Annotated in this window: 24 protein-coding genes; 13 read left to right on the forward strand and 11 right to left on the reverse strand. The window is 72.7% G+C overall.

All coding sequences use genetic code 11. The features are described from left to right. The 7 genes from AC067M_RS19655 to AC067M_RS19685 all read left to right on the forward strand — a co-directional run bounded on the left by AC067M_RS19655 (position 1) and on the right by AC067M_RS19685 (position 6,932). Positions 1-831, forward strand: coding sequence for a 2-amino-3,7-dideoxy-D-threo-hept-6-ulosonate synthase (locus AC067M_RS19655; RefSeq protein WP_478698266.1), 831 nt, complete (start codon positions 1-3; stop codon positions 829-831). 69 nt (positions 832-900) lie between these two features. After that, entirely contained in the window at positions 901-2,007 is a 1,107-nt protein-coding gene (locus AC067M_RS19660; protein WP_478698267.1) for a 3-dehydroquinate synthase II family protein, read from the forward strand. Continuing rightward, a complete protein-coding gene (locus AC067M_RS19665) occupies positions 2,004-2,819 on the forward strand; it encodes an amidohydrolase family protein (protein ID WP_478698268.1) in 816 nt (271 codons plus the stop codon). Before AC067M_RS19660 ends, AC067M_RS19665 begins: the two co-directional genes overlap by 4 nt. Then, entirely contained in the window at positions 2,782-4,098 is a 1,317-nt protein-coding gene (locus tag AC067M_RS19670; RefSeq protein WP_478698269.1) for an AMP-binding protein, read from the forward strand. The genes AC067M_RS19665 and AC067M_RS19670 overlap by 38 nt, the downstream gene beginning before the upstream one ends. A gap of 52 nt (positions 4,099-4,150) precedes the next feature. Continuing rightward, a complete protein-coding gene (locus AC067M_RS19675; protein ID WP_478698270.1) occupies positions 4,151-5,344 on the forward strand; it encodes an FAD-dependent monooxygenase in 1,194 nt (397 codons plus the stop codon). 134 nt (positions 5,345-5,478) lie between these two features. Continuing rightward, positions 5,479-6,249, forward strand: a complete 771-nt coding sequence (locus AC067M_RS19680) for a 2,3-dihydro-2,3-dihydroxybenzoate dehydrogenase (protein ID WP_478698412.1) — start codon at positions 5,479-5,481, stop codon at positions 6,247-6,249. Between the two features lie 32 nt (positions 6,250-6,281). Further along, positions 6,282-6,932 carry an isochorismatase family protein gene (locus AC067M_RS19685; RefSeq protein ID WP_478698271.1) on the forward strand — a complete coding sequence of 217 codons (651 nt, stop codon included), beginning with the start codon at positions 6,282-6,284 and terminating at the stop codon, positions 6,930-6,932. Positions 6,933-7,001: 69 nt separating this feature from the next. Here AC067M_RS19685 and AC067M_RS19690 read toward each other — a convergent pair whose 3' ends face one another. Together AC067M_RS19690 and AC067M_RS19695 are read right to left on the reverse strand one after the other, a co-directional pair. Then, positions 7,002-7,823, reverse strand: coding sequence for a helix-turn-helix domain-containing protein (locus AC067M_RS19690; protein WP_478698272.1), 822 nt, complete (start codon positions 7,821-7,823; stop codon positions 7,002-7,004). A 612-nt stretch (positions 7,824-8,435) separates the two neighbouring features. Further along, positions 8,436-9,254, reverse strand: a complete 819-nt coding sequence (locus tag AC067M_RS19695) for a rhomboid family intramembrane serine protease (protein WP_478698273.1) — start codon at positions 9,252-9,254, stop codon at positions 8,436-8,438. Between the two features lie 125 nt (positions 9,255-9,379). Here AC067M_RS19695 and AC067M_RS19700 point away from each other — a divergent pair, with 125 nt between their 5' ends. After that, entirely contained in the window at positions 9,380-9,679 is a 300-nt protein-coding gene (locus tag AC067M_RS19700) for a hypothetical protein (protein ID WP_478698274.1), read from the forward strand. 105 nt (positions 9,680-9,784) lie between these two features. Here AC067M_RS19700 and AC067M_RS19705 read toward each other — a convergent pair whose 3' ends face one another. Next, positions 9,785-11,197 carry an FAD-dependent oxidoreductase gene (locus AC067M_RS19705; RefSeq protein WP_478698275.1) on the reverse strand — a complete coding sequence of 471 codons (1,413 nt, stop codon included), beginning with the start codon at positions 11,195-11,197 and terminating at the stop codon, positions 9,785-9,787. A 27-nt stretch (positions 11,198-11,224) separates the two neighbouring features. Next, a complete protein-coding gene (locus AC067M_RS19710; RefSeq protein ID WP_478698276.1) occupies positions 11,225-12,244 on the reverse strand; it encodes a DUF4349 domain-containing protein in 1,020 nt (339 codons plus the stop codon). A gap of 168 nt (positions 12,245-12,412) precedes the next feature. Between AC067M_RS19710 and hemG the strand changes: the two genes are divergently transcribed. Both hemG and hemQ read left to right on the forward strand, forming a co-directional pair. Continuing rightward, positions 12,413-13,867, forward strand: coding sequence for a protoporphyrinogen oxidase (gene hemG / locus AC067M_RS19715; RefSeq protein WP_478698277.1), 1,455 nt, complete (start codon positions 12,413-12,415; stop codon positions 13,865-13,867). 5 nt (positions 13,868-13,872) lie between these two features. After that, positions 13,873-14,604 carry a hydrogen peroxide-dependent heme synthase gene (gene hemQ / locus AC067M_RS19720; protein WP_478698278.1) on the forward strand — a complete coding sequence of 244 codons (732 nt, stop codon included), beginning with the start codon at positions 13,873-13,875 and terminating at the stop codon, positions 14,602-14,604. A 79-nt stretch (positions 14,605-14,683) separates the two neighbouring features. On the opposite strand, the gene AC067M_RS19725 is transcribed toward hemQ, so the two are convergent. From AC067M_RS19725 to AC067M_RS19745, 5 genes are all read right to left on the reverse strand, one after another. Next, a complete protein-coding gene (locus AC067M_RS19725; RefSeq protein ID WP_478698279.1) occupies positions 14,684-16,294 on the reverse strand; it encodes an alpha/beta hydrolase in 1,611 nt (536 codons plus the stop codon). Positions 16,295-16,417: 123 nt separating this feature from the next. Further along, entirely contained in the window at positions 16,418-17,197 is a 780-nt protein-coding gene (locus AC067M_RS19730; RefSeq protein ID WP_478698280.1) for a TIGR04222 domain-containing membrane protein, read from the reverse strand. Between the two features lie 91 nt (positions 17,198-17,288). Then, the gene (locus AC067M_RS19735; RefSeq protein WP_478698281.1) at positions 17,289-18,080 is read right to left on the reverse strand and encodes a DUF4142 domain-containing protein; all 792 of its coding nucleotides are present in this window, start codon (positions 18,078-18,080) and stop codon (positions 17,289-17,291) included. A gap of 242 nt (positions 18,081-18,322) precedes the next feature. Further along, entirely contained in the window at positions 18,323-19,987 is a 1,665-nt protein-coding gene (locus AC067M_RS19740; RefSeq protein ID WP_478698282.1) for an MbnB/TglH/ChrH family RiPP precursor modification enzyme, read from the reverse strand. Between the two features lie 157 nt (positions 19,988-20,144). Further along, positions 20,145-20,939: an SAM-dependent methyltransferase gene (locus AC067M_RS19745; protein ID WP_478698283.1), complete on the reverse strand. Its 795-nt coding sequence runs from the start codon at positions 20,937-20,939 to the stop codon at positions 20,145-20,147. 263 nt (positions 20,940-21,202) lie between these two features. On the opposite strand from AC067M_RS19745, the gene AC067M_RS19750 reads away from it, so the two are divergent. Further along, positions 21,203-22,165, forward strand: coding sequence for a YihY/virulence factor BrkB family protein (locus tag AC067M_RS19750; RefSeq protein WP_478698413.1), 963 nt, complete (start codon positions 21,203-21,205; stop codon positions 22,163-22,165). 18 nt (positions 22,166-22,183) lie between these two features. Here AC067M_RS19750 and AC067M_RS19755 read toward each other — a convergent pair whose 3' ends face one another. Then, the gene (locus tag AC067M_RS19755; protein ID WP_478698284.1) at positions 22,184-22,879 is read right to left on the reverse strand and encodes a peptidyl-tRNA hydrolase; all 696 of its coding nucleotides are present in this window, start codon (positions 22,877-22,879) and stop codon (positions 22,184-22,186) included. Positions 22,880-22,993: 114 nt separating this feature from the next. Here AC067M_RS19755 and AC067M_RS19760 point away from each other — a divergent pair, with 114 nt between their 5' ends. Continuing rightward, a complete protein-coding gene (locus tag AC067M_RS19760; protein WP_478698285.1) occupies positions 22,994-23,872 on the forward strand; it encodes an ABC transporter ATP-binding protein in 879 nt (292 codons plus the stop codon). Then, complete coding sequence (locus tag AC067M_RS19765; RefSeq protein ID WP_478698286.1) at positions 23,869-24,540, forward strand: ABC transporter; 672 nt, start codon at positions 23,869-23,871, stop codon at positions 24,538-24,540. Before AC067M_RS19760 ends, AC067M_RS19765 begins: the two co-directional genes overlap by 4 nt. Here the strand turns inward: AC067M_RS19765 and AC067M_RS19770 are convergent. Beyond that, entirely contained in the window at positions 24,532-24,720 is a 189-nt protein-coding gene (locus AC067M_RS19770; protein ID WP_478698287.1) for a hypothetical protein, read from the reverse strand. The genes AC067M_RS19765 and AC067M_RS19770 overlap by 9 nt on opposite strands. Positions 24,721-24,727: the final 7 nt, after the last annotated feature.

Here is a 24,727-nt window from a genome sequence, read left to right on the forward strand (position 1 = left end):
GTGCAGGTCAACGGATCCTTCGCCCGCCAGGTGCGGCTGGGCCGGCTCTTCCGGCACAGCGACCGACGGCTCTTCGTCGTACCCCTCGACCACTCGGTCACCGACGGCCCCGTCACCGGCGGCCGGCGCGTCAACCAGCTCGTCGGACGCCTCGCCGGCAACGGCGTGGACGCGGTGGTGCTGCACAAGGGCAGCCTCCGCTACGTCGAAGCACGCTGGTTCGCCACCACGTCGCTGATCGTCCACCTCAGCGCGAGCACGGTGCACGCCCCCGACCCGGACGCCAAGTACCTGGTGGCCAGCGTCGAGGAGGCGCTGCGCCTGGGCGCCGACGCGGTGAGCGTGCACGTGAACCTCGGCTCCCTCGACGAGGCCCGGCAGATCGCCGACCTGGCCCGGACCGCCGACGCCTGCGACCGGTGGAACATGCCGCTGCTCGCCATGGTGTATCCGCGCGGCCCGCGCATCGACAACCCGCGACGGCCCGAACTGGTCGCCCACGCGGCCACCCTGGCGGCCGACCTGGGCGCCGACATCGTCAAGACGGTCTTCCTCGGCTCGGCCGACGAGATGGCCGCCGTCACCCGGGACTGCCCGGTGCCGCTCATCGTCGCCGGAGGCCCCCGCCGGGCCGGTACCGCCGACGTGCTCGCCCACGTCGACGAGGCGCTGCGGGGCGGCGCCGCCGGTGTCGCCATGGGCCGCAACATCTTCGAGGCGGACGACCCCGCAGGCCTGGCCCGGCGGCTGTCCGAACTCATCCACAGCGACCGCGTGCCCGGCCCGGCGACGGAGGCCCGGCTGGACTCGCTGGAGGTCGCGGCGCTCTGAACGCCTTGCACCACCCACCCGACACCGCACCGCAACACCGCACCCAGAAGAGAAGAAGAGGAGCACACCATGAAGCTCTGCTGGCTGGACATCCGGTCCACCGCCGCCGGCCTGCGTGAGGCCGTCGTCGAGGAGGCCGTGCACCAGCGCATCGACGGCATCGTGGCCGCCGACCCCGCACAGCTGGAGGGACTGCCGCCCACCGTGCGGAAGGTCCTGCTGTCCCAGGGTTCCGACCTGCCGGGCGACTTCGGCCCGGCCGACATCGTCGTCGTCGACCCCGCACGGCACGGCAGCACCGCCGAGCTGAGCGCGCGTCACCCCGGCACCGAGTTCGGCCGGTTCGTCGAGATCGTCGACGCCGAGACGCTGGAACTGGCCTGCGAGTCGGCCCGTACCGAGCGGTGGAGCGTCCTGCTGTTCCGCGACCCCACCAAGATCCCGCTGGAGATCGTGATCGCCGCCGCGGCCCGCGCGGAGGGCAACATCGTCACCGTCGCCGGGGACGTGGAGGAGGCCGGGATCATCTTCGGCGTGCTGGAGCACGGCTCCGACGGTGTGATGCTCGCACCGCGCTCCGTCGGCGACGCCACCGCGCTCAGGGCAGCCGCCGAGGACAAGCCCGCCCCCCTCGAACTGGTCGAGCTGAAGGTCACCGGAACCAGCCACGTCGGCATGGGGGAGCGTGCCTGCGTGGACACCTGCACCCACTTCCGCGAGGACGAGGGCATCCTGGTCGGTTCGCACTCCAAGGGCATGATCCTCTGCGTCAGCGAGACCCACCCGCTGCCCTACATGCCCACCAGGCCGTTCCGGGTCAACGCCGGGGCGATCATGTCGTACACGATGTCCAAGAACGGGCGTACCAACTACCTGAGCGAGCTCAGGGCGGGCAGCAAGGTCCTCGCCGTGGACGTCAAGGGGCAGACCCGGGTGGTCACCGTCGGCCGAGTGAAGATCGAGTCCCGTCCGCTGATCTCGGTCGACGCCGTCGCGCCCGACGGCAGGACCGTCAACCTGATCCTCCAGGACGACTGGCACGTACGGGTGCTCGGCCCCGGCGGCGCCGTGCTCAACAGCACGGAACTCAGGCCCGGCGACACCGTGCTCGGCTACCTCCCCGTCGAGGACCGGCACGTCGGCTACCCCATCGACGAGTTCTGCCAGGAACAGTGAGCGGCCACGGCGGGGCGGGCCCGCACCCCGTGTTCGACTTCCACGCCCGTCTGGTGCCCCGGCCGGGAGCGGCCGAGCGGCTCCTGGAGGTCCTGGACGCGTCCCGCATCGAGCGGGCCGTGGTGTGCGCCGGCGGTGTCATCGAGCTGATGCGGCTCTCCCGCCAGCTCGTCCTGGGCGGCCACGTCGAGACCGACGCCGACAACGACGCGCTGCTGCGGGCCTGCCGGACGAGCGCGGGGCGGCTGGTCCCGTTCTGGTTCGCCAACCCGCACCGGGAGGCCTCGCACTACCGGGCGCGGGCGGCGGAGTTCCACGGGCTGGAGATCTCGCCCGCCGTGCACGGAGTGGACCTCACCGACCCACGCGTCGCCGAACTCGTCGCCGTAGCCGCCGAGTTCGGGCACCCGGTCTACACGGTCTGCCTGGACCGCGCCGGCAGCGCCGTCGCCGACCTGGCGGACCTGGCCCGCCGCTTCCCGGACGTCACCTTCGTCCTGGGCCACAGCGGCGTCGGAAACATCGACTACTACGGCGTCGAGGTGATCGCGCCCGTCGCGAACGTCCTGCTCGAGACGTCCGGCGGCTACACCACCGTGCTGCGCGCGGCGATCGAGCGGCTCGGCGCGGACCGGGTGCTGTTCGGGACGGAGTTCCCGCTCCAGCACCCCGACGCCGAACTCGCCAAGTACGCCGCACTCGACCTGCCCGCCGCGCAGTGGCGCCGGATCGCCTGGGACAACGCCGTACGACTCCTGGAGGGGAGCAACAGCCATGACGCAGACCATCAGCCGGCTGCCGCAGCTCGGTGACTGGGAGGACCCGGACCGGCTCGCCGAGATCCAGGACACCCAGCTGCGGCAGACCCTGACCTGGGCGGCCCGGTCGCCGTTCTACCGGGCCAGGTTCGCCGGGACGGCAGTCCCGCGGGACCGCGACGACCTGTCGTCGCTGCCCCTGACCACCAAGCAGGACCTGCGGGACAACTACCCGTTCGGCATGCTGGCCGTGGACCGGGCGCGCCTGGCGACCTACCACGAGTCCAGCGGCACCGCGGGCAGCCCGACCCCCTCGTACTACACCGAGCAGGACTGGATCGACCTGGCGGAGCGGTACGCCCGCAAGTGGACCGGCATCTCGGCGGCGGACACCTTCCTGGTGCGCACGCCCTACGCGCTGATGATCACCGGGCACCTCGCGCACGCCGCGGCCCGGCTGAGGGGCGCCACCGTGGTGCCCGGGGACAACCGGTCGCTGGCGATGCCGTACTCGCGGGTCATCCGGGTGCTGCACGACCTCGGCGTCACGCTCACCTGGTCCATGCCCACCGAGACCCTGCTGTGGGCGGCGGCGGCGAAGGCGGCGGGCTGGGACCCGGCCGTGGACTTCCCGGCGCTGCGGGCCCTGTTCGTCGGCGGGGAACCGCTCAGCGCCGCCCGCCGGGCCCGGATCAGCGAGATCTGGGGCGTGCCCGTGGTGGAGGAGTACGGCTCCACCGAGACCGGCAGCCTGGCCGGCGAGTGCCCCGAGGGACGGCTCCACCTGTGGGCCGACCGGGCCCTGTTCGAGGTGTACGACCCGGCCACGGGCAAGGTCACGCGGGACGGCGCCGGACAGCTCGTCGTCACCCCGCTGTTCCGGGAGGCCATGCCCCTGCTGCGGTACAACCTCGAGGACGACGTCGAGGTGTCGTACGACGACTGTCCCTGCGGTTGGAACCTGCCCACCGCCCGGGTGCTGGGCCGGGCGGCCTTCGGATACCCGGTGGCGGGCCGGAAGGTCACCCAGAACAGGATCGAGGAGCTGGTCTTCGGCCTTCCCGCCGCCCACGGGGTGATGTTCTGGCGGGCCAGGGCCGACGCCCGACTGCTGCGGATCCAGATGGAGGTGCGCGCGGACGCGCGGGCCACGGCCTGCGCGGAACTCACCCGGGCGGTGGAGGACGCCTACGGGATTCCCTGCGAGGTCACCGCTCTCGACGAGGGCACCCTGGTCCCGCACCGGGCACTCACCGCCGTGCACGACGTCGTCAAGCCGCGCAGTCTCTTCGGCGCGGACGAGGACTGGGACAAGGCCCTTCTCTACTACTGACCCACCACTGACCTCTCTCCGACCGGCCAGTGCGAGACGCCGAGGATTTCTCATGAGCACGAGGACGAACGAACCGCGGATAGCCGTGGTGGGCGCCGGGATCGCCGGCCTGACCCTGGCGGCCGCGCTCTCCCGCGCCGGAGTGCGCTGCGAGGTGTTCGAGCAGGCTTCCCTGCTCTCCGAGGTCGGGGCCGGCGTCCAGGTCGCCCCCAACGCGGCCCGGCTGCTGCACCGCCTCGGCCTGGGCGGCCACCTGGCGGCGGTCGCGGTGCGGCCCCGCGCCATCCGGATGAGCCGCTGGGACGACGGCCGCACTCTCATGCGCACGCCGCTCGGCGCGGAGTGCGAGCGGCGCTTCGGGGCTCCGTACTACACCGTGCACCGGGCGGACCTCCACGGTGGCCTGCTGGAACTGCTCCCGCAGGGAATCCTCCGCCTCGGGCTGCGCTGCGTCCGGGTGACCGAACGGGCCGAGGACGTGGAGCTCGAGTTCGCGGACGGCCGCGTCTCCACCGCCGACGTGGTGGTCGGCGCCGACGGCATCCGCTCGGTGGTCCGGCACCTGCTCGTGGGCGACACGCCCAGGTTCTCCGGCCAGACGATCTACCGGGGCCTGGTGTCCGCCGAGCGCGTGCCCTTCCTGGCTCACGATCCCCATGTGCAGCTCTGGCTGGGGCCGGGACAGCACTGCGTGGCCTACCCGGTCTCCCGCGGCCGCCGGATCAGTTTCGGTGCCACCACCGCGGCACCGGAGGACGGCGGGCACGCCGAGTCCTGGTCGGCGCAGGGGAAGACCGCCGACGTCCTGGCCGCGTACCAGGGCTGGCACCCGCACGTGCGGGCGCTGCTCGCCGCGGCCGACTCGGTGGGCCGGTGGTCGCTGTACGACCGGGACGCCGTCCCCCGCTGGAGCACCGCGCGCATCACCCTGCTCGGGGACGCGGCCCATCCGATGCTGCCGTTCCTGGCGCAGGGCGCCAACCAGGCGATCGAGGACGCCGTGGTGCTGGCGGCCTGCCTGCGCCGCACCGGCACCGACGGCGTCGCCGGCGCCCTGCGCAGGTACCAGGAGCTGCGCAGGCCCCGGACCGAGGAGATCCAACGCAGGTCACGGGCGAACGTCCGCAACCTGCACGTCGCCGACGGCGACCACCAGCGCCGCCGGGACGACGACCTGGCGGACGGCGCGGACCTGAGCAGCCAGCAGTGGCTCTACGGCTACGACGCCGAACTCGCCGCGCACTGAACGACCGAACGGCACCACAGCACGACGTACACGAGAAGCACAGCGAAACGGGGGATCCGGGAATGCCCGGTACAGCAGTCACAGCAGTCACAGCAATCGGGGGGAACCGCGACGCGGTCGCGGCGGACATCGGGATCGACGGCAGGGTGGCCCTGGTCACCGGCGCCGCCCAAGGGATCGGCGAGGCCGTGGTCCGGGCACTCGCCGAGCGCGGCGCGCGGGTCGCCGCCCTGGACCGGCACGCCGAAGCACTGGTCAAGACCGTCGCACGGCTGCGGGACGACGGCTTCGACGCGACCGCCCACGCCACCGACGTACGCGACAGCGCCGCGGTGGAGCACACCGTCCACCGCGTCGAGGAGGAACTCGGGCCGATCGACATCCTGGTCAACGTGGCCGGCGTGCTGCGCCTCGGCGCGGTGGTCGACCTCACCGACGAGGACTGGTCGACGGTCTTCGAGGTGAACACCCAGGGCGTCTTCTACACCTCGCGGGCCGTGGCCCGCCGGATGGTGCCACGCGGCCGGGGCTGTGTCGTCACCGTCGGCTCCAACGCCGGGTCCGTGCCCCGGGCCAAGATGGCCGCGTACGGGGCGTCCAAGGCCGCCACGGCCTCCTTCACCAAGTGCCTCGGCCTGGAACTGGCCGCCCACGGCATCCGCTGCAACGTCGTGTCGCCCGGGTCCACCGAGACGCCCATGCTGCGCGCCATGTGGACGGACGAGTCGAGCGTACGGGCCACCCTCGACGGCTCTCCGGGCGAGTACCGGGTCGGTATCCCGCTGCGCAAGCTGGCCACCCCCTGGGACATCGCCGAGGCGGTCGTCTTCCTGGCCTCGGACCGGGCCGGACACATCACCATGAACGACCTGTGCGTCGACGGCGGAGCGGCGCTCGGGGCCTGACCGCGGCAGCGACGCAGGAGGGGAGACGAGAGATGGCGATACCCACGATCAGCCCGTACGCGCTGCCCGCCGAGGGGGATCTGCCGGTCAACCGGACCGGGTGGCGGCTGGACCCGCGGCGCGCGGTGCTGCTCGTCCACGACATGCAGCAGTACTTCGTGGACTTCTTCCCGGCAGGGCAGGCGCCGATGGCCGACGTGGTGCGCAACATCGACGCGTTGCGCCGGGCGGCGGCCGGACAAGGCGTACCGGTGGCCTACACGGCGCAGCCGGGCGGCATGACACCGGTCGAGCGGGGGCTCCTACGGGACTTCTGGGGCCCGGGGATGGACACGGAGCCCGAGCGGCGGCGCATCGTCGCTCCGCTCGCGCCGGGGCCGGACGACATCGTGCTGACGAAGTGGCGCTACAGCGCGTTCGCCCGCACCGAGTTGCACGAGCTGATGACCGCGCGCGGCCGTGACCAGCTGGTGGTCTGCGGGATCTACGCGCACATCGGCTGCCTGATGACCGCCTGCGACGCCTTCACCCGGGACGTGCAGCCGTTCATGGTGGCCGACGCGGTCGCCGACTTCAGTCTGGAGGACCACCTGATGGCGCTGGACTGGGCGGCCGGGAAGTGCGCGGTGACCCTCTCCACCGGCGCGGCGGTCGCGGCCCTCCTCGGGCGGCGGCCGGACTGAACCGGGTCCGACACGAGCCGGCCGGCGGGCGTCGCCGGTCGGCTCGTGTCGCGCGGTGGGTGCTGCCCGTCAGATCCGCCCGGCCGTCCCGCTGCGCCCCGCACCCTCCGGGGCGGTGCGCTGCTCACTGGCCAGCGTGGCGAGCTCGACCCGGGAGGCGATGCCCAGCTTCCGGAAGATCCGCCGCAGGTAGTAGTTGACGGTGTGCGGTGACAGGAAGACCCGAGTGGCTATCTGCCGGTTCGTCAGACCGTCGCTCACCAGCAGGGCGATGCTGCGCTCGACACCGCTGAGGCCGCTCCAGCCCGACCGGTCCTGATCCGGTTCGGCCCGGTCCGGCAGGGCGGACGCCTCCGCGGACGTACGGGCCACCTCTTCGAGCACGGCGGAACGGACCGACTCGGGAACCGTCTGTTCGACCACACCGCGCACGAGGGAGCTCTGGAAGGCCAGTTCCTCCTCTCCGGTGACCAGCAGGCAGGCGGCGACAGCCTCTTCGAGCACCGGCAGGATGGCGACCGTGCTCTCCCGCAGGGCGGCCGCCAGCCGCGACGGACACAGCCCCGAGCCGTCGTCCACCAGAGCCGCGACCTGGAGCAACTGCCGGCAGGGCGCGGAGAGCCGGCTGAGCCGGTTGCGTACCAGCGCCTCCACCCGCCGGGGCACACCCCGCTCCGAGTCCGACAGACAGGCCAGCCCCCCGGTGGCCCGCAGTCGGCCCTCCTCGCGCAGACCGGTGATCAACTCCCGGATCAGCAGAGGGTTGCCCCTGGCGCGGGAGACCAACGCGGTCAGCTCCGCGCCGGGCGGCGCGCCGACGAGGTCGGTGACCATGTCGCGTACCGCGTCCTGCCCGATCCGGTCGAGCTCTATCGTGGTGTGCGCGTCCAATCCGGCGGAATTCGCGCACAGCCAGTCCGCTGTTTTCCCATCCGCCCCCGGGCGTCCCGCGAACACCCAGACAATGCGTTGAATCCGGCTGCCCCGCGCTGAATTCATAATGAATTCCAGGCGTTCCCGCGCGGCGTGATGGGCGTCGTCGACCGCCATCAGCCGCCAGGAAGCGGAGGCGCTTTTCGACGTGCCGTCCGTGAGAAGATCGCGTAAACCGGCCGCCTTGAGCGGGCATCCTGTGCCGTCCGACAGGCTCCTGCCGTCGATCGAAGACCCCAGGTGGAACCCCATGCGCTGGGCCATGGTCACGGTTTCTCGCAACAAGTGGGTCTTGCCGACGCCTTCCGCTCCGATGATGACGACGGCGCAACGCCCTCCGTGCGGGGAGGCATGTATCGTTGATGCAATCATTGACGCGATGCGCGCCAATTCACGCTCGCGCCCATGTAGACGCGACCGGCTTGGCAGTTGTGGATTCATTTTTACCCCCGTTGTGTCCAACTGTCAGATATGGTACGCGGGCGCGGGCTCTCCGTGTCAATCCTCAAGAGGGGCGAGCAAGCCCTTTCGCGGGGGGTAAACCGCGACTGGCACATGGATTTATGCAATTCACCAGCCCGGTCGGGCCCGCCTGCCGAACAGCAGGCCGCCCGGTTCCGGCGGCGGGGGAGTGCCCGGGCGCAGCGGCCAGGCGAGCAGCATGCCGGCCAGGAACCCGACGATGTGTGCCGCGTACGCCACGGTGCCGGCGGCGGAGACACCCTCACCGGAGGAGTACACCGCCTGGAGCACGAACCAGAAGCCCAGCACCAGCCAGGCCGGCAGCCGTAGCGGCAGGAAGATCAGGAACGGCACCAGCACCCACACCCTGGCCTTCGGGTACAGCACGAGGTAGGCACCCAGCACCCCGGCGATCGCCCCGGACGCGCCGATCAGCGGGGCCGTCGAGTCGTCGTTGAAGAGCGCGAAGCCGTACGTCGCCGCGTAGCCGCAGGCGCCGTAGAACAGCGCGAAGCGGATGTGCCCCATGCGGTCCTCGATGTTGTTGCCGAAGATCAGCAGGAACAGCATGTTGCCCAGCAGGTGCGGCCAGCCGCCGTGCAGGAACATCGCCGTCAGGACGCTCAGCGGCGGCGACTTGGCATAGTCCGGCGCGCCGACCACGCAGCCGGGGCCGTGTGAGCCGACCGCCACTTCGCCCGTGGGCACCGCCCTCGGCACCTGGTGGTGGATCAGCTCCTGTGGCACCGCCGCGTAGTGGTCCAGGAACGCCTGGAGGTGGCACAGCTGGGCCAGGCTGCTGTCGCCCGCCGTGGAACCGGCGAGGCCGGGCATGGTCAGGAAGACCAGCACGTTCGCGGCGATCAGTGCGTACGTCACCCAGGGGGTGCGCCGCACCGGGTTCACGTCATGGACGGGGATGACCACAAGGAACTTGTGCCCGGGATGCGCGGGCCGAATCGGTGAACGCGGCTGTCCGGGCGTGCGTATGAGTCGGCAACCGCCTGCGACGCGGGGAAGGCGTGTCGCGGGGACGACGTGAGGAACAGGCGATGAACGACCGAGTTACTCCTCCGATGCACGCCCTGCCGGACGGTGAGGCGGAGCTCTCGCTGGTGGTGCGGCTGCCCTGGGAGGATGTCGCGCGGCTCGGCCAGGAGGCGGGGCGGCTTGCCTCGCAGATGCAGCGGCCGGTGACGTTGGATGAGGCTGTGAGTCACCGGCTGCGGTCGGCTCGGGCTGCGGCGGCGCATGCGCGGCCGTCCGGGGGGTCGGGTGAGCAGCCTGCCGCCGCGCCGGCTGCCAGCAGTCCGTCGGTGACTTCTTTGCCGAGGCTCACCGGGACGGCTTAGATCCGTTGCGGGGTGCGGGTTCGCTGTGGCTTGTCGCGCCCACGCGGCGGAGCCGCACCATGTCACAGCCCCGCGCCCCTTCAGGTCGGTTGCCCAGCCGCCCGCTTACATGGCACGTACCTTCGCGGCCGCCTTTCTTGCGGCCACCAGGACCGGGTCCCACACCGGGGAGAACGGTGGGGCGTAGCCGAGGTCCAGGGCCGTCATCTGCTCCACCGTCATCCCTGCCGTCAGGGCCACCGCCGCGATGTCGACGCGCTTGCCCGCGCCCTCCCTGCCGACGATCTGGACACCGAGGAGGCGGCCTGTTCGGCGTTCGGCGAGCATCTTCACGGTCATGGGGGAGGCGTTGGGGTAGTAGCCGGCGCGGCTGGTGGACTCGATGGTGACTGATTCGAACTGGAGGCCGACGCGGCGGGCGTCCTTCTCGCGGAGGCCGGTGCGGGCGATCTCGAGGTCGCAGACCTTGCTCACGGCGGTGCCGACGACGCCGGGGAAGGTGGCGTAGCCGCCGCCGACGTTGGTGCCGATCACCTGGCCGTGCTTGTTGGCGTGGGTGCCGAGGGGGATGTGGCGCTCCTGGCCGGAGACCAGGTCGAGGACCTCGACGCAGTCGCCGCCGGCCCAGATGTTCTCGTGTCCGCGCACCCGCATCGACAGGTCGGTGAGGAGACCGCCGTGTGAGCCGAGGGGCAGGCCCGCGGCCTTCGCGAGCGTGGTCTCGGGGCGGACGCCGATGCCGAGCACCACGACGTCCGCCGGGTACTCGGCGTCCTCGGTGGCCACGGCCCGCACCCGGCCGTCCTCGCCGGTGAGCAGCTTGGTGACCGCGGAGTCGTCGACCATGGTGATGCCCAGGCCCTCCATGGCCTGGTGAACCAGGCGGCCCATGTCCGGGTCGAGGGTGGACATCGGCTCGCTGCCCCGGTTGACGACCGTCACCTCGTAGCCGCGGTTGATCAGTGCCTCGGCCATCTCCACGCCGATATAGCCCGCGCCCACGACGACCGCCCGTCGGCCACGCGCGTGTGTCAGCGTGTCGAGCAGCGCCTGCCCGTCGTCCAGGGTCTGCACTCCGTGCACACCGGCCGCGTCCATGCCCGGCAGGTCCGGGCGGATCGGGCGGGCGCCCGTCGCGATGACGAGTTTGTCGTACGACGTCCAGGACTCGGCCCCGGAATCGAGGTCACGCGCGCGTACGCGCCGCCCGGCCGCGTCGATCTCCACGACCTCCGTGCGCATGCGCAGGTCGATGTCGCGCGCCCGGTGCTCCTCGGGGGTGCGCGCGATCAGGCGGTCCCGTTCGGGGACATCGCCGCCCACCCAGTACGGGATGCCGCACGCGGAGAACGAGGAGAAGTGACCGCGTTCGAAGGCCACGATCTCCAGCTCGTCGGGGCCCTTCATCCGGCGGGCCTGCGACGCCGCGGACATGCCCGCGGCGTCACCGCCGATCACGACCAGTCGTTCCACCCCGGCGTCCTCACGGTTCATCCGGCTCATGCGACTCATGCTCATGCGAACACGCTACGGGGCTGGGGCATTTCAGTCCCGCTCGCCTCCCCCCTCCTCCGCGCGCGTGGGCTGCGGCGCGGGCCTGGCCTGGGGCAGCGGGCCCAGGGTGCTCGCCGCGGGCGCGGCGGCCGGGCGCGGGGAGCGCCGGGGCCGTACCCAGCGCAGCCAGACCACGAGGATCAGAGCCGCCAGCGCGGCGAACGGCAGGACCGCGCCGAGCGTCATCGCGATCCAGCGCAGCATCGTGACGAACGCGTCCCAGCCGCCCGCCAGCGCGTCCACGAACCCCGGGTCGTCGTCCTCGGCGGCCTTCTCCATCGGCTTCTCCGACAGGGAGAGCGTGATGGTGGCCATGCTCGTGCGGTCCTTCAGGGAGGCCTGCTGGGCGAGCAGCGCCTCCAGATCGGACTGACGACGGCTCAACTCGCCCTCCAGCTCGACGACGTCGCTGAGCCGGGTGGCCCGGTCCATCAGCTCGCGCACCCGGGCCACGCTGGCCCGCTGCGAGGTGATGCGGCTCTCCACATCGACGACCTGGTCGGTGACGTCCTGCGCCTTCGCGGTGCGGTCGAGGAGCTTGCCCGCGCCCTGGAGATCGGCGAGGACCTCGTCGTACTTGTCGGTGGGCACGCGCAGGACCACGCGCGTGTGCTCGGCGCCCTCCTCGTCGCGGGTGGTGGTCTCGTCGCCGATGTAGCCGCCCGCGTCCTCGGTGGTGGTGCGGGCCCGGTCGAGGGCCTTGGGCACGTCCTTGACCTGCACGGTCAGCGAGGCGGTGCGGATGATCCGGTTGGCGGTGAGCTTGGGCGGTGTGGTGGCGCTGCCGGGCTTCGTGCCGTCGGCCCGTCCGTCCGCCGCCTTCTCACCGCCCGCGGCGGCGGCCCCGGCACCCTGCGGAGCGGCGGGCTCGGCGGCGGCCCCCCGGTCGTCGGCGGCGGTGCTGGAGGAACCGGAGTCGTCCGCTCCGCTGCACCCCGTGAGCGCGAGAGTGGCGGCGAGCAGAAGCCCGGCCAGGGCCTGGCCGGGTCGTACGGAACGTCGTGTGCGCATCTGGCATACCCCCGAGGGTCGTGACGACTGACGCTCCTACGACGCCGGGGAGGCCGGGGACGTTGGGGGGAAACGGTCCCGATGCGGTCACGGTCGGGACTCGTCCGGGACTCGTGCGGACGTCAGGGGCGCCAAAAGGCTGTCAGTGGGTTCTGAGAGAGTGGGGGCATGAGCGCAACGGGTACGAGCACGGGGCATGTCGTCGTCATCGGAGCCGGTGTCGCGGGCCTGGCCGCCGCCCACCGCCTGCTGGGGCACGGCACGCGCGTGACCGTCCTGGAGGCGTCCGACCGGGTCGGCGGCAAGCTGCTGCCCGGCGAGATCGCGGGGGTCCGCGTGGACCTGGGCGCCGAGTCGATGCTGGCCCGCCGTCCCGAGGCCGTCGCCCTCGCGCGGGAGGTGGGCCTCGACGCCGCCCTCCAGCCGCCGGCCACCGCCACCGCCTCGATCTGGACCCGCGGCGCCCTGCGCCCCATGCCCAAGGGCCACGTCATGGGTGTCCCCGGCACCGCCTCCGCCCTGACCGGCGTCCTGTCCGATGAGGGCCTCGCCCGCATCGAACGCGACGCCGACCTGCCCCGCACTCAGGTCGGCGACGACGTGGCGGTGGGGGAGTACGTGGCGGCGCGCCTGGGCCGCGAGGTCGTCGACCGTCTCGTGGAGCCCCTGCTCGGCGGTGTCTACGCGGGCGACGCCTACCGCATCTCGATGCGCTCGGCCGTCCCCCAGCTCTACCAGGCCGCCCGCACCCACACCTCCCTCACGGAGGCGGTCCGCGAGATCCAGGCCAAGGCGGCCGCCAACCAGCAGACCGGTCCCGTCTTCATGGGCATCGAGGGAGGCGTGGGCCGGCTGCCGCTCGCGGTGGCGGAGTCGGTCCGCGCGCGCGGCGGCGAGATCCTCACCGGCACCCCCGTGACCGAGCTGCGCCGGGAGCCCTCCGCGGGCTGGCGGGTCGTCACAGGGGACCGCGTCCTGCACGCCGACGCCGTCGTGGTCGCCGTACCCGCCCCGGCCGCCGCCGCACTCCTGCGCGCCGAGGCCCCGGCCGCCGCGGCCGAGCTGTCCGCCATCGAGTACGCCTCGATGGCCCTGGTCACCCTCGCCTACCGGCGCGCCGACGTCTCTCTGCCCGAAGGCAGCGGCTTCCTCGTCCCGCCCGTCGACGGGCGCACCATCAAGGCGTCGACCTTCGCCTCCCAGAAGTGGGGCTGGATCGCCGACGAGAACCCGGACGTGCTGGTCCTGCGCACCTCCGTCGGGCGCTACGCCGAGACGGAGATCCTCCAGCGCGAGGACGCCGACCTCGTCGCCGTCTCCCGCCACGACCTGCGCGAGGCGACCGGCCTGGACGCCGCACCGCTGGAGACCCGCGTCGTCCGCTGGACCGACGGCCTGCCCCAGTACCCCGTCGGCCACCACGCGCGCGTGGCCCGCGTCCGCGAGCACATCGCCAAGCTCCCGGGCCTGGCCCTGTGCGGCGCGCAGTACGACGGCGTCGGCATCCCGGGATGCATCGCGAGTGCCTACGCGGCCGTGGACCAGATCCACGGTGACCTGGGCGGTGTGGAGGAGCTCACCGCCAACCCGGTGCAAAGCCTGCACGGCGGAGCGGGAGAATGAGAACCATGAGCGACGACGCCCCCACCACCGAGCCCGGCAGGATCCCGAACAAGGGCAAGCTGGCCAAGGACCTCAACGAGGTCATCCGCTACACGCTGTGGTCCGTCTTCAAGCTGAAGGACGCCCTGCCCGAGGACCGCGCCGGTTACGCCGACGAGGTCCAGGAGCTGTTCGACCAGCTCGCCGCCAAGGACGTGACGATCCGCGGCACCTACGACGTGTCCGGTCTGCGCGCCGACGCCGACCTCATGATCTGGTGGCACGCCGAGACCAGCGACCAGCTCCAGGAGGCGTACAACCTCTTCCGCCGCACCAAGCTGGGCCGCGCGCTCACGCCCGTCTGGTCCAACATGGCGCTGCACCGCCCCGCCGAGTTCAACCGCTCGCACATCCCGGCGTTCCTTGCCGACGAGACGCCCCGCAACTACGTCAGCGTCTACCCCTTCGTGCGCTCCTACGACTGGTACCTCCTCCCCGACGAGGACCGCCGCCGCATGCTCGCCGACCACGGCAAGATGGCCCGCGGCTACCCCGACGTGCGCGCCAACACCGTCGCCTCCTTCTCCCTCGGCGACTACGAGTGGATCCTCGCCTTCGAGGCCGACGAGCTCTACCGCATCGTCGACCTCATGCGCCACCTCCGCGCCTCCGAGGCCCGCATGCACGTCCGCGAGGAGGTCCCGTTCTACACGGGCCGCCGCAAGGACGTCGCGGAGCTGGTGGCGGGCCTGGCGTAGCGCGCCCCGAGGGGCGCGGGGCTGTGTCGATGTGCGGCTGCCGCCGCGTGGGCACGACCAGCCACAGACGGCCCACGGTTCAGTGACCGCCTGATTGCGAAGTACTCGGCTCCGGACGCGGCGCGCACGCAGCGTGCCGCCCCGGAAGCCGCCCCTCCAGCAGGTACGCCTCGAGGTGACCGTTGACGCACACATTCGGCCCACCCGCGACCCCGTGCGTCCCCGCATCCCGCTCCGTCACCAGCACCGCCCCCGACAGCCGCCGCTGCAACTCCACCGCCCCGGCGTACGGCGTCGCCGCATCCCGTTCCGCCGCCAGAATCAGCGTGGGCGGCACCTCACCCGGCCCGGTCCGCACATCGAGCGGCTCCTGCCGGGGCGCCGGCCAGTACGCGCACGGCAGGTTGGTCCACGCGTTGTCCCACGTCTCGAAGGGCGCCACCCGGGCGAGCCGCGTGTTGTCGCGGTCCCAGACCGTGAAGTCCGTCGGCCAGGGGGCGTCGTTGCACTCCACGGCCGTGTAGACCGCGCTCGCGTTCTCCGCCTCGGCCGCCGCCTCCGTGACCGGCCCGGCCTGCTCGACCAACGGCCTCGGGTCGCCCTTCAGATACGCGGACAGTGCCTGCGCGCGGTGCGGCCAGTAGTCGTCGTAGTACCCGGCCTGCAGGAACGCGCCCTGCAACTGCCGGGGCCCGACCTTCCCGCCCGCCGGCTTCTCGGCGAGCCGCGTCCGCGCCCGCTCGTAGCTGAGCTGCACCTCCTCGGGGGTGTCGCCCAGCCCGTACACGGCGTCGTGCCGCGCGACCCACTCCCGGAAGTCCGCCCAGCGGTCCTCGAACGCGGCCGACTGGTCGAGGTTGTTGCCGTACCAGATCCGCGCGGGGTCCGGGTTCACCGCCGAGTCGAACACCATCCGCCGCACGTGTGAGGGGAACAGCGACGCGTACAGCGCCCCGAAGTAGGTGCCGTACGACGCCCCCATGAACGTCAGCCGGTTCTCCCCGAGCGCGGCGCGCAGCACGTCGAGATCCCGGGCGTTGTTGAGGGAGTTGTAGTGCCGCAGCGCGCCGCCCGCCCGCTCCGCGCAGCCGCGCGCGTACGCCTTCGCCTGCTCGACGCGCTCCCGTTTGTACGCCTCCGAGGGGAACGTGGGTGCCGGTGCGGGGCCCTTGAAGAAGTGCTCGGGGTCCTGGCAGGACAGGGGCGCGGAGCGGCCCACCCCGCGCGGGGCGTAGCCGACCAGGTCGTACGCGGCCGCGACGCGCTTCCACTGCGGCAGCAGGCCGATCAGCGGGAAGTACATGCCGGAGGCGCCGGGCCCGCCCGGGTTGTACACGAGGGCGCCCTGACGGGGCACGCGGCGTTTGCTGTTGCGCGGGTCGCGGTGGGTTGCCGCGACCCGGCTGACGGTGAGCTGGATCTGACGGCCGTCCGGGCGCGCGTAGTCGAGCGGGACGGTCACCGTGCCGCACTCCATGGTGCCCGGCGCGTCCTGCTCCTCGGCGTCCTCGGCGCACTTCCCGAAGCCGATCCCCGCCTTCTCGGCGCGCGCGGCGGCCACCGCGGTGCCGCGCCGCTCGGCCGCCGCCTGCGGAACGCCGGGGACGCCGGGGACGCCGCCCGCCGGGGCGACGGTAAGGGCGGTCAGGAGCAAGGACCCGGCGGCCGAGTAGAGGGCGGCAGCTCTCATCGCGTATCCCTTCGATGCACGGCGGCGACAGAAGGGATGTTTGGTTCGACCGATGGGGAAGGCAAGCACCGCCCGGGGGTGTCGGCGCCAATGCCTCCGTGCGCCCCCGGGGCACGCGGGGCGTCAGTCGCGCGGCTCGTGGTACTCGCGGTGCGCGAAGGCCGCCCGCAGGTTCGGCTCACCGATCGCGCGGACACCTTGTACGGCGACGGAGGTCAGAAACGTACGGTCGTCCCCGCCGCCCCTGGCACGCCGCGTCAGCGCGCCCAGCAACCGCTGCCCGGCCGGTGAGGCCCAGCGCGAGTACGGGTGGACCTCGACCCGCGCGATCGCCAGGCAGCTCAGGGTGAGCGCGAGGGGCAAAGCGAACCAGAGCGCGACCAGGCTGCGCGGCATCTCCGAGGGAACGGGCGCCAGCAGCGCGGCCACACCGAGCGCGAGGACGACCACCGCCGCGAGCCGCACCTGACGCACCCCGGCCGCGACCGTCGTACGTGCCCCGTCGGGCACGGCGAGGCCCGCGCTGACGAGCCGGTCGGCGATGCCGCGCACGGCGTCGGCGGCGGCCGCGGTGGCCCGTACCAGGGCGATGCGGGACTGCCCCTCCGGGCCGATGGCCCCGATGACGGACCGCTCCATGTCGTCCCGCCCGCGCGGGTCCACGACGGTCGCCCACCCGGTGTGGGCGAGCAGCAGCCTGCGCTGCCGCGCCATGGACACCAGCGTCAGGTCGGCGACCCGGCCGGGGCCGCCGGACAGGAACGCCGCCTCGTACAGCGTCAGATCGTGTGCCCGGTCCGTGTCCTCGTCGACGGCCGCCGCCCGTACGGCGGCCAGGCACAGCCGGGTGCACGCCGCCCCGGCGACGGCCCAGGACAACAGCAGAAGAAGGACCCAGAACATGCCGTGTTTCTATGCCAACGGCCCACGCGACGCCATGCCTTGTTCACAATCCGGACGGAGTGTTGTCGGTATGTGACGTTCCGCATGACGGTCAGCTCAGCGACGGGCCCGTCGCGGCAGGCGGAAGCGTGTACGTGGGCGGCGCGGACCCGGCCGGTGCCGGCGTGACCGGAACCACCTCGCCGGGGTTCGGGCCGAAGTCGAGACCGGTCGGGGTGGGGGAGTCGGTGGCCGTCGGCGCGCTCGTCGCCGCCAGGTCCCGGGCCAGGGCGTCGAAGTCGACGTACCCGGTGGCCTCGAGGACCTTGATGTGGTCCAGCACGGTCGTGTTGGCGTCGTCGGCGAGGTCGCGCACCAGCGAGTTCTGGGTACCGGCCCGGACCTGGGCGACGAGGGAGAACACCCGGCCGTGGGCCAGCCGCAGGATGTTGGCGAACCTGCGGTCGTAGTCCGCGCCCTGCGCCGCGTCGAGCTCCCTCAGCCAGCCCTGCTGCTGCTCGTTGGGCTCGTCGGGCAGCGTCAGCCCGAGCCGGGAGGCGACGTTGCGCACCCGCTCGTCCAGGAAGGTGTGCCCTTCGACGAGATGCTGTCCCGCGGTGCGTACGGCCTCCGTCGTGCCCTTCTGCTGCGCCTGCTGACCGGCGGGCAGCTCCCACAGTCCCGCCAGCCGGACCTTGGTGATGAAGTCCTGGTCCAGCGCGGACAGCGGCCCGTACTGCGTCGCCACGGTCTCCGCGTTCAGTACGCCGACATCGGTGCCCGGGCGGTCGCTGTACGACCACAGGGGGAACGCCAGCGCGGCGACGGTCGCCGCCATCCCGGCGATGATGAGTCCGGTGCCACTGAATATGCCTCGGCCTTTGACGGGGGGTCGGGGTCGCATGGTGCCTCCTGCTTGCGGCACCGCACGCTAGTGCGCTTCGGGTGCGGGGTTGGCATATTACTGCGGGGTTTACGCCAACTTCCGTACGGGGGCGAAGCATTGCTTCGAGGGGCATTCGGGGCGAACGGGGGAGCGTGCGCCGGTGGCAAACGGGGGCCAATGCGGCCGAACCGGGTGCTGTTCCGGCCTGAAGTGGCCGTCGTGTTAACCCGAGCACACAGGACAGGCGCGGCCGCGACCTGTCACCTCCGCAGCAGGACCCGCCGGGTGGCCCGGGCGAAGCGGGCCGCAGGTCGCGGTGAGTGCGGCGCCGGCCCCGACCGCTCCAGCCACCACTCCCGCAGCTCCCGCAGCGCCCTCCCCTCCGGCAGCCGCCCGTCGCGAAACGTCCGCTCGGCGAAGTCCAGGGCGTCCTGCCGGTAGCCGCCGGTCATCGCGTGCCGGTGGGCGTACGCCAGGAAAGTCGGCCGATACCGGTCCCCCAGAATCTCCGGCAACTCCGGCGCCACCTTCGCCACCACATCCGCCCGCTTCCCCGCGAGCGCCCGCGCCTGCACCCCCACCCGCACCCGGTCGAACCCCTCCGGCACGGGCGTCCCGGCGACGAGAGCGGACAACAGCGAGGCCTGAGCGAGAGCGAGCCGCTGGCGGGCGGGGTCGGTGGGATGCGCCGCCCCCTGCGAAGCCGACCGGTCGTCGGGCTCCTGGTGTTCCCGGCGTGGGCGGTCGTCGTGCTCCCCGCGTCCCTCGCTCAAGCGCCCGTCGCGCTGCTGAGGCGTCCGCGCGGTCCGGTCGTCGCCCTCCGCCCGCTCCCGGCCCACCTCCGCCGAGGCGTCGTCCGGCTCCGTGCGCGCCGCGCCGGTCGGGGCTCCGGGCTCCGGGCGGGCGTCGCCCGAGGTGCCATCGGGCCGCTGCGCCGTCCGGTTCGGTCGTACGGCGGCTTCCCCGTGCTTGTGGTCCGTCTCCGCCGAGGCGTCGTCCGGCTCCGTGCGGGGCGCGTCGGTCGGGGCGCCGGGCTCCCGGAGCCGGGCCGGCTCGACCTCCGACGCGGGCGCGGTCGCCCTCTCCCTCTCGGCCTCCTGCCGGCCCTCGGCCACCGCCCCCCGAATGGCTGTCAGCTCGCGCTCGAGTTCTGACGGCTCGGGGAAGTTCTCGTCGCGTTCCAGGAGGACTCCCGGTGGGGAGACGCGGGAGGCGAGGTCGGTGAGGATGTCGAGGACGGGCTGGGGGACGGGGTGGGCGTGGCTGTCGTGCCAGACGCCGTCGCGTTCGAAGCCGCCGGCGACATGGACGTAGGCGATGGCCTCCAGAGGAAGCTCGGCCAGCGCCTTGGCGGGGTCCTCCGCGCGGTTGACGTGGTTGGTGTGGAGGTTCGCCACGTCGATCAGCAGCCGCACCCCCGTGCGGTCCGCCAGCTCGTACAGGAACTGCCCCTCGGTCATCTCCTCGCCCGGCCAGGAGATCAACGCCGCGATGTTCTCGACGGCGAGCGGCACGGGCAACGCGTCCTGCGCGATCCGGACGTTCTCGCACAGCACGTCGAGGGCGTCCCGGGTGCGCGGCACGGGCAGCAGGTGGCCGGCCTCCAGCCGCGGGGAGGCGGTCAGCGGGCCGCCCGCCCGGACGAACGCGATGTGCTCGGTGACCAGCGGCGAACCCAGCGCCTCCACCCGCTCCGCGAGCGCGGTCAGCCGACCCGCCTCGGGCCGCTCCGCACCGCCGAGGCCGAGCGCGACACCGTGCGGAACCACGGTCACCCCGCGCTCGCGCAGCCGCGACAGCGAGTCGGGGAGGTGGCCCGGGCACACGTTCTCCGCGACGACCTCGACCCAGTCGATGCCCGGCATCCGTTCCACGGCGTCCGCGATCTCCGGCCGCCAGCCGATTCCCGTCCCCAGTCGCTTCATGGTCCCCTCCCTTTGTGACGGGGGTATGGCCCCGCCGACCGGGACCGAACCGCCGCCCCGGAACCTTCAGAGCAACATTTGAGGTTCGGCCGACGGCGTCAGCAGCTGCCCGCAGATACGCAAGGCAGGCCCCCGGTGTTCAAAGGGAACACAAATGTCAGGCCTTGCGGGCGACCCCGCCGAAGCTGTCCACGTCCCGACGCGCGCCCGCGGCGACCGGCTCGGCACGCCACTCGGCGACCGGGACCAGCCCCGGCTCCAGCAGCTCGAAACCGTCGAAGAACCTGGTCAGTTGCTCGGGGGTGCGGTTGACGCGCGGGTTGTCGCTCGCCTCGTTCCAGCGCTCCACCATCGCCCGCATCTCCGCCGGGTGGAACACCTCCGTGCTGTCGCAGAACACGAGGTAACTTCCCGCGGGCAGGGCGTCCTTGAGGCGTCCGACGGCCGCGTACGCGATCTCGTCGGGCACATGGGCGGCGATGCCGAGCAGCATGAGCGCGACAGGCTGGTCGAAGTCCAGCGTGTCCTCGGCGCCGCTCAGGATCGTCTCCGGTTCGCGCAGGTCGGCGTCGATGTAGGCGGTGGCGCCCTCGGACGTGCTGGTGAGCAGGGTGTGCGCGTGCTGCAGCACCACCGGGTCGTGATCCACGTACACGATCCGCGTCTTCGGGGCGATGCCCTGCGCGACCTCGTGCGTGTTGTCGAGCGTCGGCAGCCCCGTGCCGACGTCGAGGAACTGCCGGATCCCGGCCTGTGCCGCCAGATGCGTGACCGCACGCTTGAGGAACGCCCGCTGGGCGCGCGCGATGTCGACGATCTCCGGGTTCAACTCCCGGATCTGATCGCCGACCTGACGGTCGATCTCGTAGCAGTCCTTCCCGCCCAGCCAGTAGTTCCAGATGCGCGCGGAGTGCGGCACATGGCTGTTGATCAGTGGTCGGTCCAGTGACATGACGACTCCCGAGAAGCGGAACGGCCCTGCGTGGTCAGTGCGTTGCCGCCCTCACCGTAGCCTCATGATCCCCGAGCCCGCCCCGCGACCCCCACCGCTGAGACGCAGCAGACACGGCGGGGCCAGGCGGGTGGTGGCGGTACGGCGCGCCGGAAGCCTGATTCGTGTGCGGCCGGGGACACGGTATGCCGGGACCCGCGACCGGCGGATGCCCCCGGCGGGCGCGCTCGCTGCCGGCCTGACACGCGGGAGAGACGCAGACCCTGGGGACGGCCGTACACGTTCCGCAGACGCGGGACATGATCGGGGACGAACTCTCCGGCGACGAAGCCCTCACCGCGCTGCGGCGCTACGGAGGAGTGCGGCTGCTGGTCGACGCGTTCTCGCGGTTCCGCTACGCGGACGGCTTCACCAACGCGCGCGCCCTCGGCTTCCAGATCGTGCTGGGCATGGTGCCGTTCACCATCGCCCTCGTCGGAGTCGCCACCGCCGCGCACACCGAGAGCGTCGGGCGGATCATCGAGCTGACCCTGGGCAGGATCGTGCCGGGCGCCAGCTCGGCCGTGGTCGAGGAGGCGCTGCGCGGCACGCGGCGCACCGCCCACTCCGACGTCTGGAGCACCGTCGCGCTGTGGCTCGGCCTCGCCTTCTCGGTCCTCAACCTGGCTTCGGCCATGGGCCAGGTGGAACGGGGCGCCAACCGGATCTACGGCATCGAACGCGACCGGCCCTTCCCGCGGAAGTACGGCCGTGCCCTGCTCCTCGCGTTCGCCGCGGGCGTCCCCATGGTCCTGGGGTTCCTCGTCCTCGTCGCGGGCGAGGCCGTCGGCCGCTCGACCGCCGAGGCCTTCGGCTGGGCCGACGTCCCGGCGTGGTGGGGCGCCCTGCGGGTCCCGGTGGGCGCGGCCCTCGCCTGGGTCGCCTCCGCCGTCATCTTCCGCTGGTCGCCGCGCCGGGACCAACCCGGCTACACCTGGCTCGCGTTCGGCTCCGCCGTCCACCTGGTGCTGTGGGTCGGCACCACCTGGCTGCTCACGCTCTACGTCGCCAAGAGCGGATCCTTCGGAGCCGTGTACGGGCCCCTCACCGCCTTCGTCGCCCTCCTGCTGTGGGCCAACCTCACGGGCGTGGCGCTCTTCCTCGGCATCGCCTTCGCCGCGCAACTGGAGGCGGCCCGGGCGGGCCTGACCTCCGCGGTCGAGCCGGACCCCGGGCCGGGTCCCTGAGGCGGCCGTACAACCGCCCTACCGCAGCGCCGGATGGTCCGCGACCACCGTGCAACTGCCCGGCGCGATCTCGGTGAAGCCCGCGTCCCGCACCAACGGCAGTCCACTGCTGGTGAGTTCACCCCATCGACCCGGATCGGCGGTCCGCACCGCGAGCGGGAACCCCGCCTCCCGCCAGGCCGCCCGCTCGGTCTCCGACAGCTCCCACCACGCCAGTTGGGCCCCGTGCCCCGCCTGCGCCATCGCCTTCCCGGCCGACATGCCGAGGTCCGGGCTCATCCACAGCACCGGTGCGCTCGGGTCCGCGTCGACCGGAGGCTCCGGGTCGTCGAGGTCGGTGCCGGACACCTGGAGCCGCGCCAGGTCCTTCGGCCAGCCGTCCAGCGGAACGGGCGGGAACACCCGCACCTGCGCCGCCTTCCCGGTCACCGTGATCCCGGGCAGCACCTCGGCCCGCCGCCACTCGGCCCCACGAGCCCGCCGCACGACCTTCCTGATCCGAGCGTCCTGCCAGTCCCGCACGGCCTGCGCCCACGCGCCGTCACCGAGCGACCGCTCGTCACTGAGCATGACGAGTACGGCACGGGCCGCGGTCTCCAGCGCGTCGGTACGGGCCGGAGGGGCATCCCGCTCTATCCGGACCACCAGGGGCATGACGAACTGCGGCGCTTGGTCACGGGCGCCGGCTTCGGACTGGAAGGGACTCTCACTCACGGGCGCAGAGTACTTGACCCACCAAGGGGCGCGGGCTGTGCCGATGTGCGGCTGCCGCCGCGTGGGCGCGACCTCCACAACACAACCCGCGCGCGCCACGAGATGATGACCCTCATGCATCGCGATCTCCGGCTGGACAACGTGGGCCGCCGATATGCCCTCCGCGGCCCCTGGGTGTTACGCGGCATCGACCTGACCATCACCCCGGGCACCCTCACCCGCGTGGAAGGCACGAACGGCTCCGGCAAATCCACCCTCCTCCGCCTGCTCGCCCGCATCGACGCCCCCACGGAGGGCCGTATCACCGGCCGCCGCCGGACCGCGTACGTCCCGGAGCGCTTCCCCTCCGCCCTCCCCTTCACCCCCCTCGGCTACCTCACCCACCTGGGCGCGGTCCACGGCCTCGCCCGCACCACCGCCGAACGCATCGCAGGCGACTGGCTGGAGCGCTTCGGCGCGACCGCGTACGCCCGCACCCCCATGGCCCAGCTCTCGAAGGGCAGCAGCCAGAAGGTCGCGGTGGCCCAGGCCCTGCTCGCCGAACCGGAGCTGCTGGTCCTCGACGAGGCCTGGACCGGCCTGGACGACGACGCGCGCGCCGAGTTCGAACGGGCGGTCGCCGAGCGCACCGCGGCCGGGGGCGCCGTCGTCTTCGTCGACCACGATCCGCGCCGACTCGCGGGCGCCCCCGACGCCACGTACACCGTGCGCGAGGGCACCCTCGCCCGCCGTACGGAAGCGGAACGCGACACCGCGCCGACCGGCCCCCAGGTGCACGTCGAGGTGCGGGCGCCGGCCGGTGGACCGCCGCCCGCCGAGGCCGCCCGGTGGATCACCGCCGCCGAGGAGACAGCGCCCGGCACCCACCGTCTCACCGTCCCCGCGTCCCACTCGGACGTCGTGCTCCGCGCCCTGCTGACCGCCCGCCCGCCGTGGCACGTGGCGAGCGTCGGGCCGGCACCCGCCACCGCCACCGACGGGAGCGACCGATGACCGCACTCCTGCGCTACCAGGCTTCCCTGCTCGTCCGCTCGCAGCGCTGGCTGCCGCCGTTCATCCTGTACGCGGCGTTCCTGGGCATCGGTGTACAGAGCGGGCAGCCGGTGCTGGACTCGCTGGGCTACACGGCCGCCGCCCTCCTGCCCGTCGCGGCCTGGCTGGTGCGGATCTGTGTGACGAGTGAGCCGCCCGCCGCCCGCGCCCTGGTCGCCGCGGCGGTCGGACCGGCGCGGGCGCACCTGGCGAGCCTGCTGACGGCGGCGGCCGCGTCGGCGGCGCTGGGCGTGGCCGCGACGCTCGTGGTGACGTGGATCAGCGATCCGGTCAGCGCCGACCACCAGCGGCGCGTACCACCCCTCGAAGCAGGCGGTGCCGGTCTGCTGGCCGTCCTGACCTGCGCGCTGCTCGGCACGGCGGTCGGCGCGCTCACCGCGTGGCCCGTGCTGCGCTCGCCCGGCCGGGCGGTCCCGACGCTGCTGCTCGCGGCCCTGCTGACGCTGGTGGTGACGGGTTCCCCGGCGCAGGCCGCCGTCAGCGGCCTGGTCACCGGCTCGCGCTCCGGCACGGTACCGCTGCCCCTGCTGCCGACGGGCGCGGCCGCCGTCCTAGCGGCGGCGGCCTGCGCCGCGGCCTGCGCGCTCACCTCCCGCAGGTCAGCCTGAACAGGCCGTGCGCTGCGCCTCCAGCCACTCACACGCGGGGCACATCGTGATCCCCTTGTACGACTCCGGGTACTCCGTCGGCTCCCGGCACAGCACGCACTCCGCGTACGGAGGCCCATCGGCCGTCGGCGGCCTGGTGGCGTCGATCAAGCAGTAGGCGTTGTCGCTGTCGTCGCTCATGTCTCCA

The sequence above is a fragment of the Streptomyces sp. NPDC043427 genome (genome assembly GCF_056436655.1).

Excerpts from the sequence above, each read along its gene's own strand:
- AC067M_RS19660 (WP_478698267.1), top strand. The coding sequence starts at position 901 with ATGAAGCTCTGCTGGCTGGACATCCGGTCCACCGCCGCCGGCCTGCGT.
- AC067M_RS19670 (WP_478698269.1), top strand. The coding sequence starts at position 2,782 with ATGACGCAGACCATCAGCCGGCTGCCGCAGCTCGGTGACTGGGAGGAC.
- AC067M_RS19675 (WP_478698270.1), top strand. The coding sequence starts at position 4,151 with ATGAGCACGAGGACGAACGAACCGCGGATAGCCGTGGTGGGCGCCGGG.
- AC067M_RS19685 (WP_478698271.1), top strand. The coding sequence starts at position 6,282 with ATGGCGATACCCACGATCAGCCCGTACGCGCTGCCCGCCGAGGGGGAT.
- AC067M_RS19700 (WP_478698274.1), top strand. The coding sequence starts at position 9,380 with ATGAACGACCGAGTTACTCCTCCGATGCACGCCCTGCCGGACGGTGAG.
- AC067M_RS19705 (WP_478698275.1), bottom strand. The coding sequence starts at position 11,197 with ATGAGCATGAGTCGCATGAGCCGGATGAACCGTGAGGACGCCGGGGTG.
- AC067M_RS19710 (WP_478698276.1), bottom strand. The coding sequence starts at position 12,244 with ATGCGCACACGACGTTCCGTACGACCCGGCCAGGCCCTGGCCGGGCTT.
- hemG (WP_478698277.1), top strand. The coding sequence starts at position 12,413 with ATGAGCGCAACGGGTACGAGCACGGGGCATGTCGTCGTCATCGGAGCC.
- hemQ (WP_478698278.1), top strand. The coding sequence starts at position 13,873 with ATGAGCGACGACGCCCCCACCACCGAGCCCGGCAGGATCCCGAACAAG.
- AC067M_RS19725 (WP_478698279.1), bottom strand. The coding sequence starts at position 16,294 with ATGAGAGCTGCCGCCCTCTACTCGGCCGCCGGGTCCTTGCTCCTGACC.
- AC067M_RS19730 (WP_478698280.1), bottom strand. The coding sequence starts at position 17,197 with ATGTTCTGGGTCCTTCTTCTGCTGTTGTCCTGGGCCGTCGCCGGGGCG.
- AC067M_RS19735 (WP_478698281.1), bottom strand. The coding sequence starts at position 18,080 with ATGCGACCCCGACCCCCCGTCAAAGGCCGAGGCATATTCAGTGGCACC.
- AC067M_RS19740 (WP_478698282.1), bottom strand. The coding sequence starts at position 19,987 with ATGAAGCGACTGGGGACGGGAATCGGCTGGCGGCCGGAGATCGCGGAC.
- AC067M_RS19745 (WP_478698283.1), bottom strand. The coding sequence starts at position 20,939 with ATGTCACTGGACCGACCACTGATCAACAGCCATGTGCCGCACTCCGCG.
- AC067M_RS19760 (WP_478698285.1), top strand. The coding sequence starts at position 22,994 with ATGCATCGCGATCTCCGGCTGGACAACGTGGGCCGCCGATATGCCCTC.
- AC067M_RS19765 (WP_478698286.1), top strand. The coding sequence starts at position 23,869 with ATGACCGCACTCCTGCGCTACCAGGCTTCCCTGCTCGTCCGCTCGCAG.
- AC067M_RS19770 (WP_478698287.1), bottom strand. The coding sequence starts at position 24,720 with ATGAGCGACGACAGCGACAACGCCTACTGCTTGATCGACGCCACCAGG.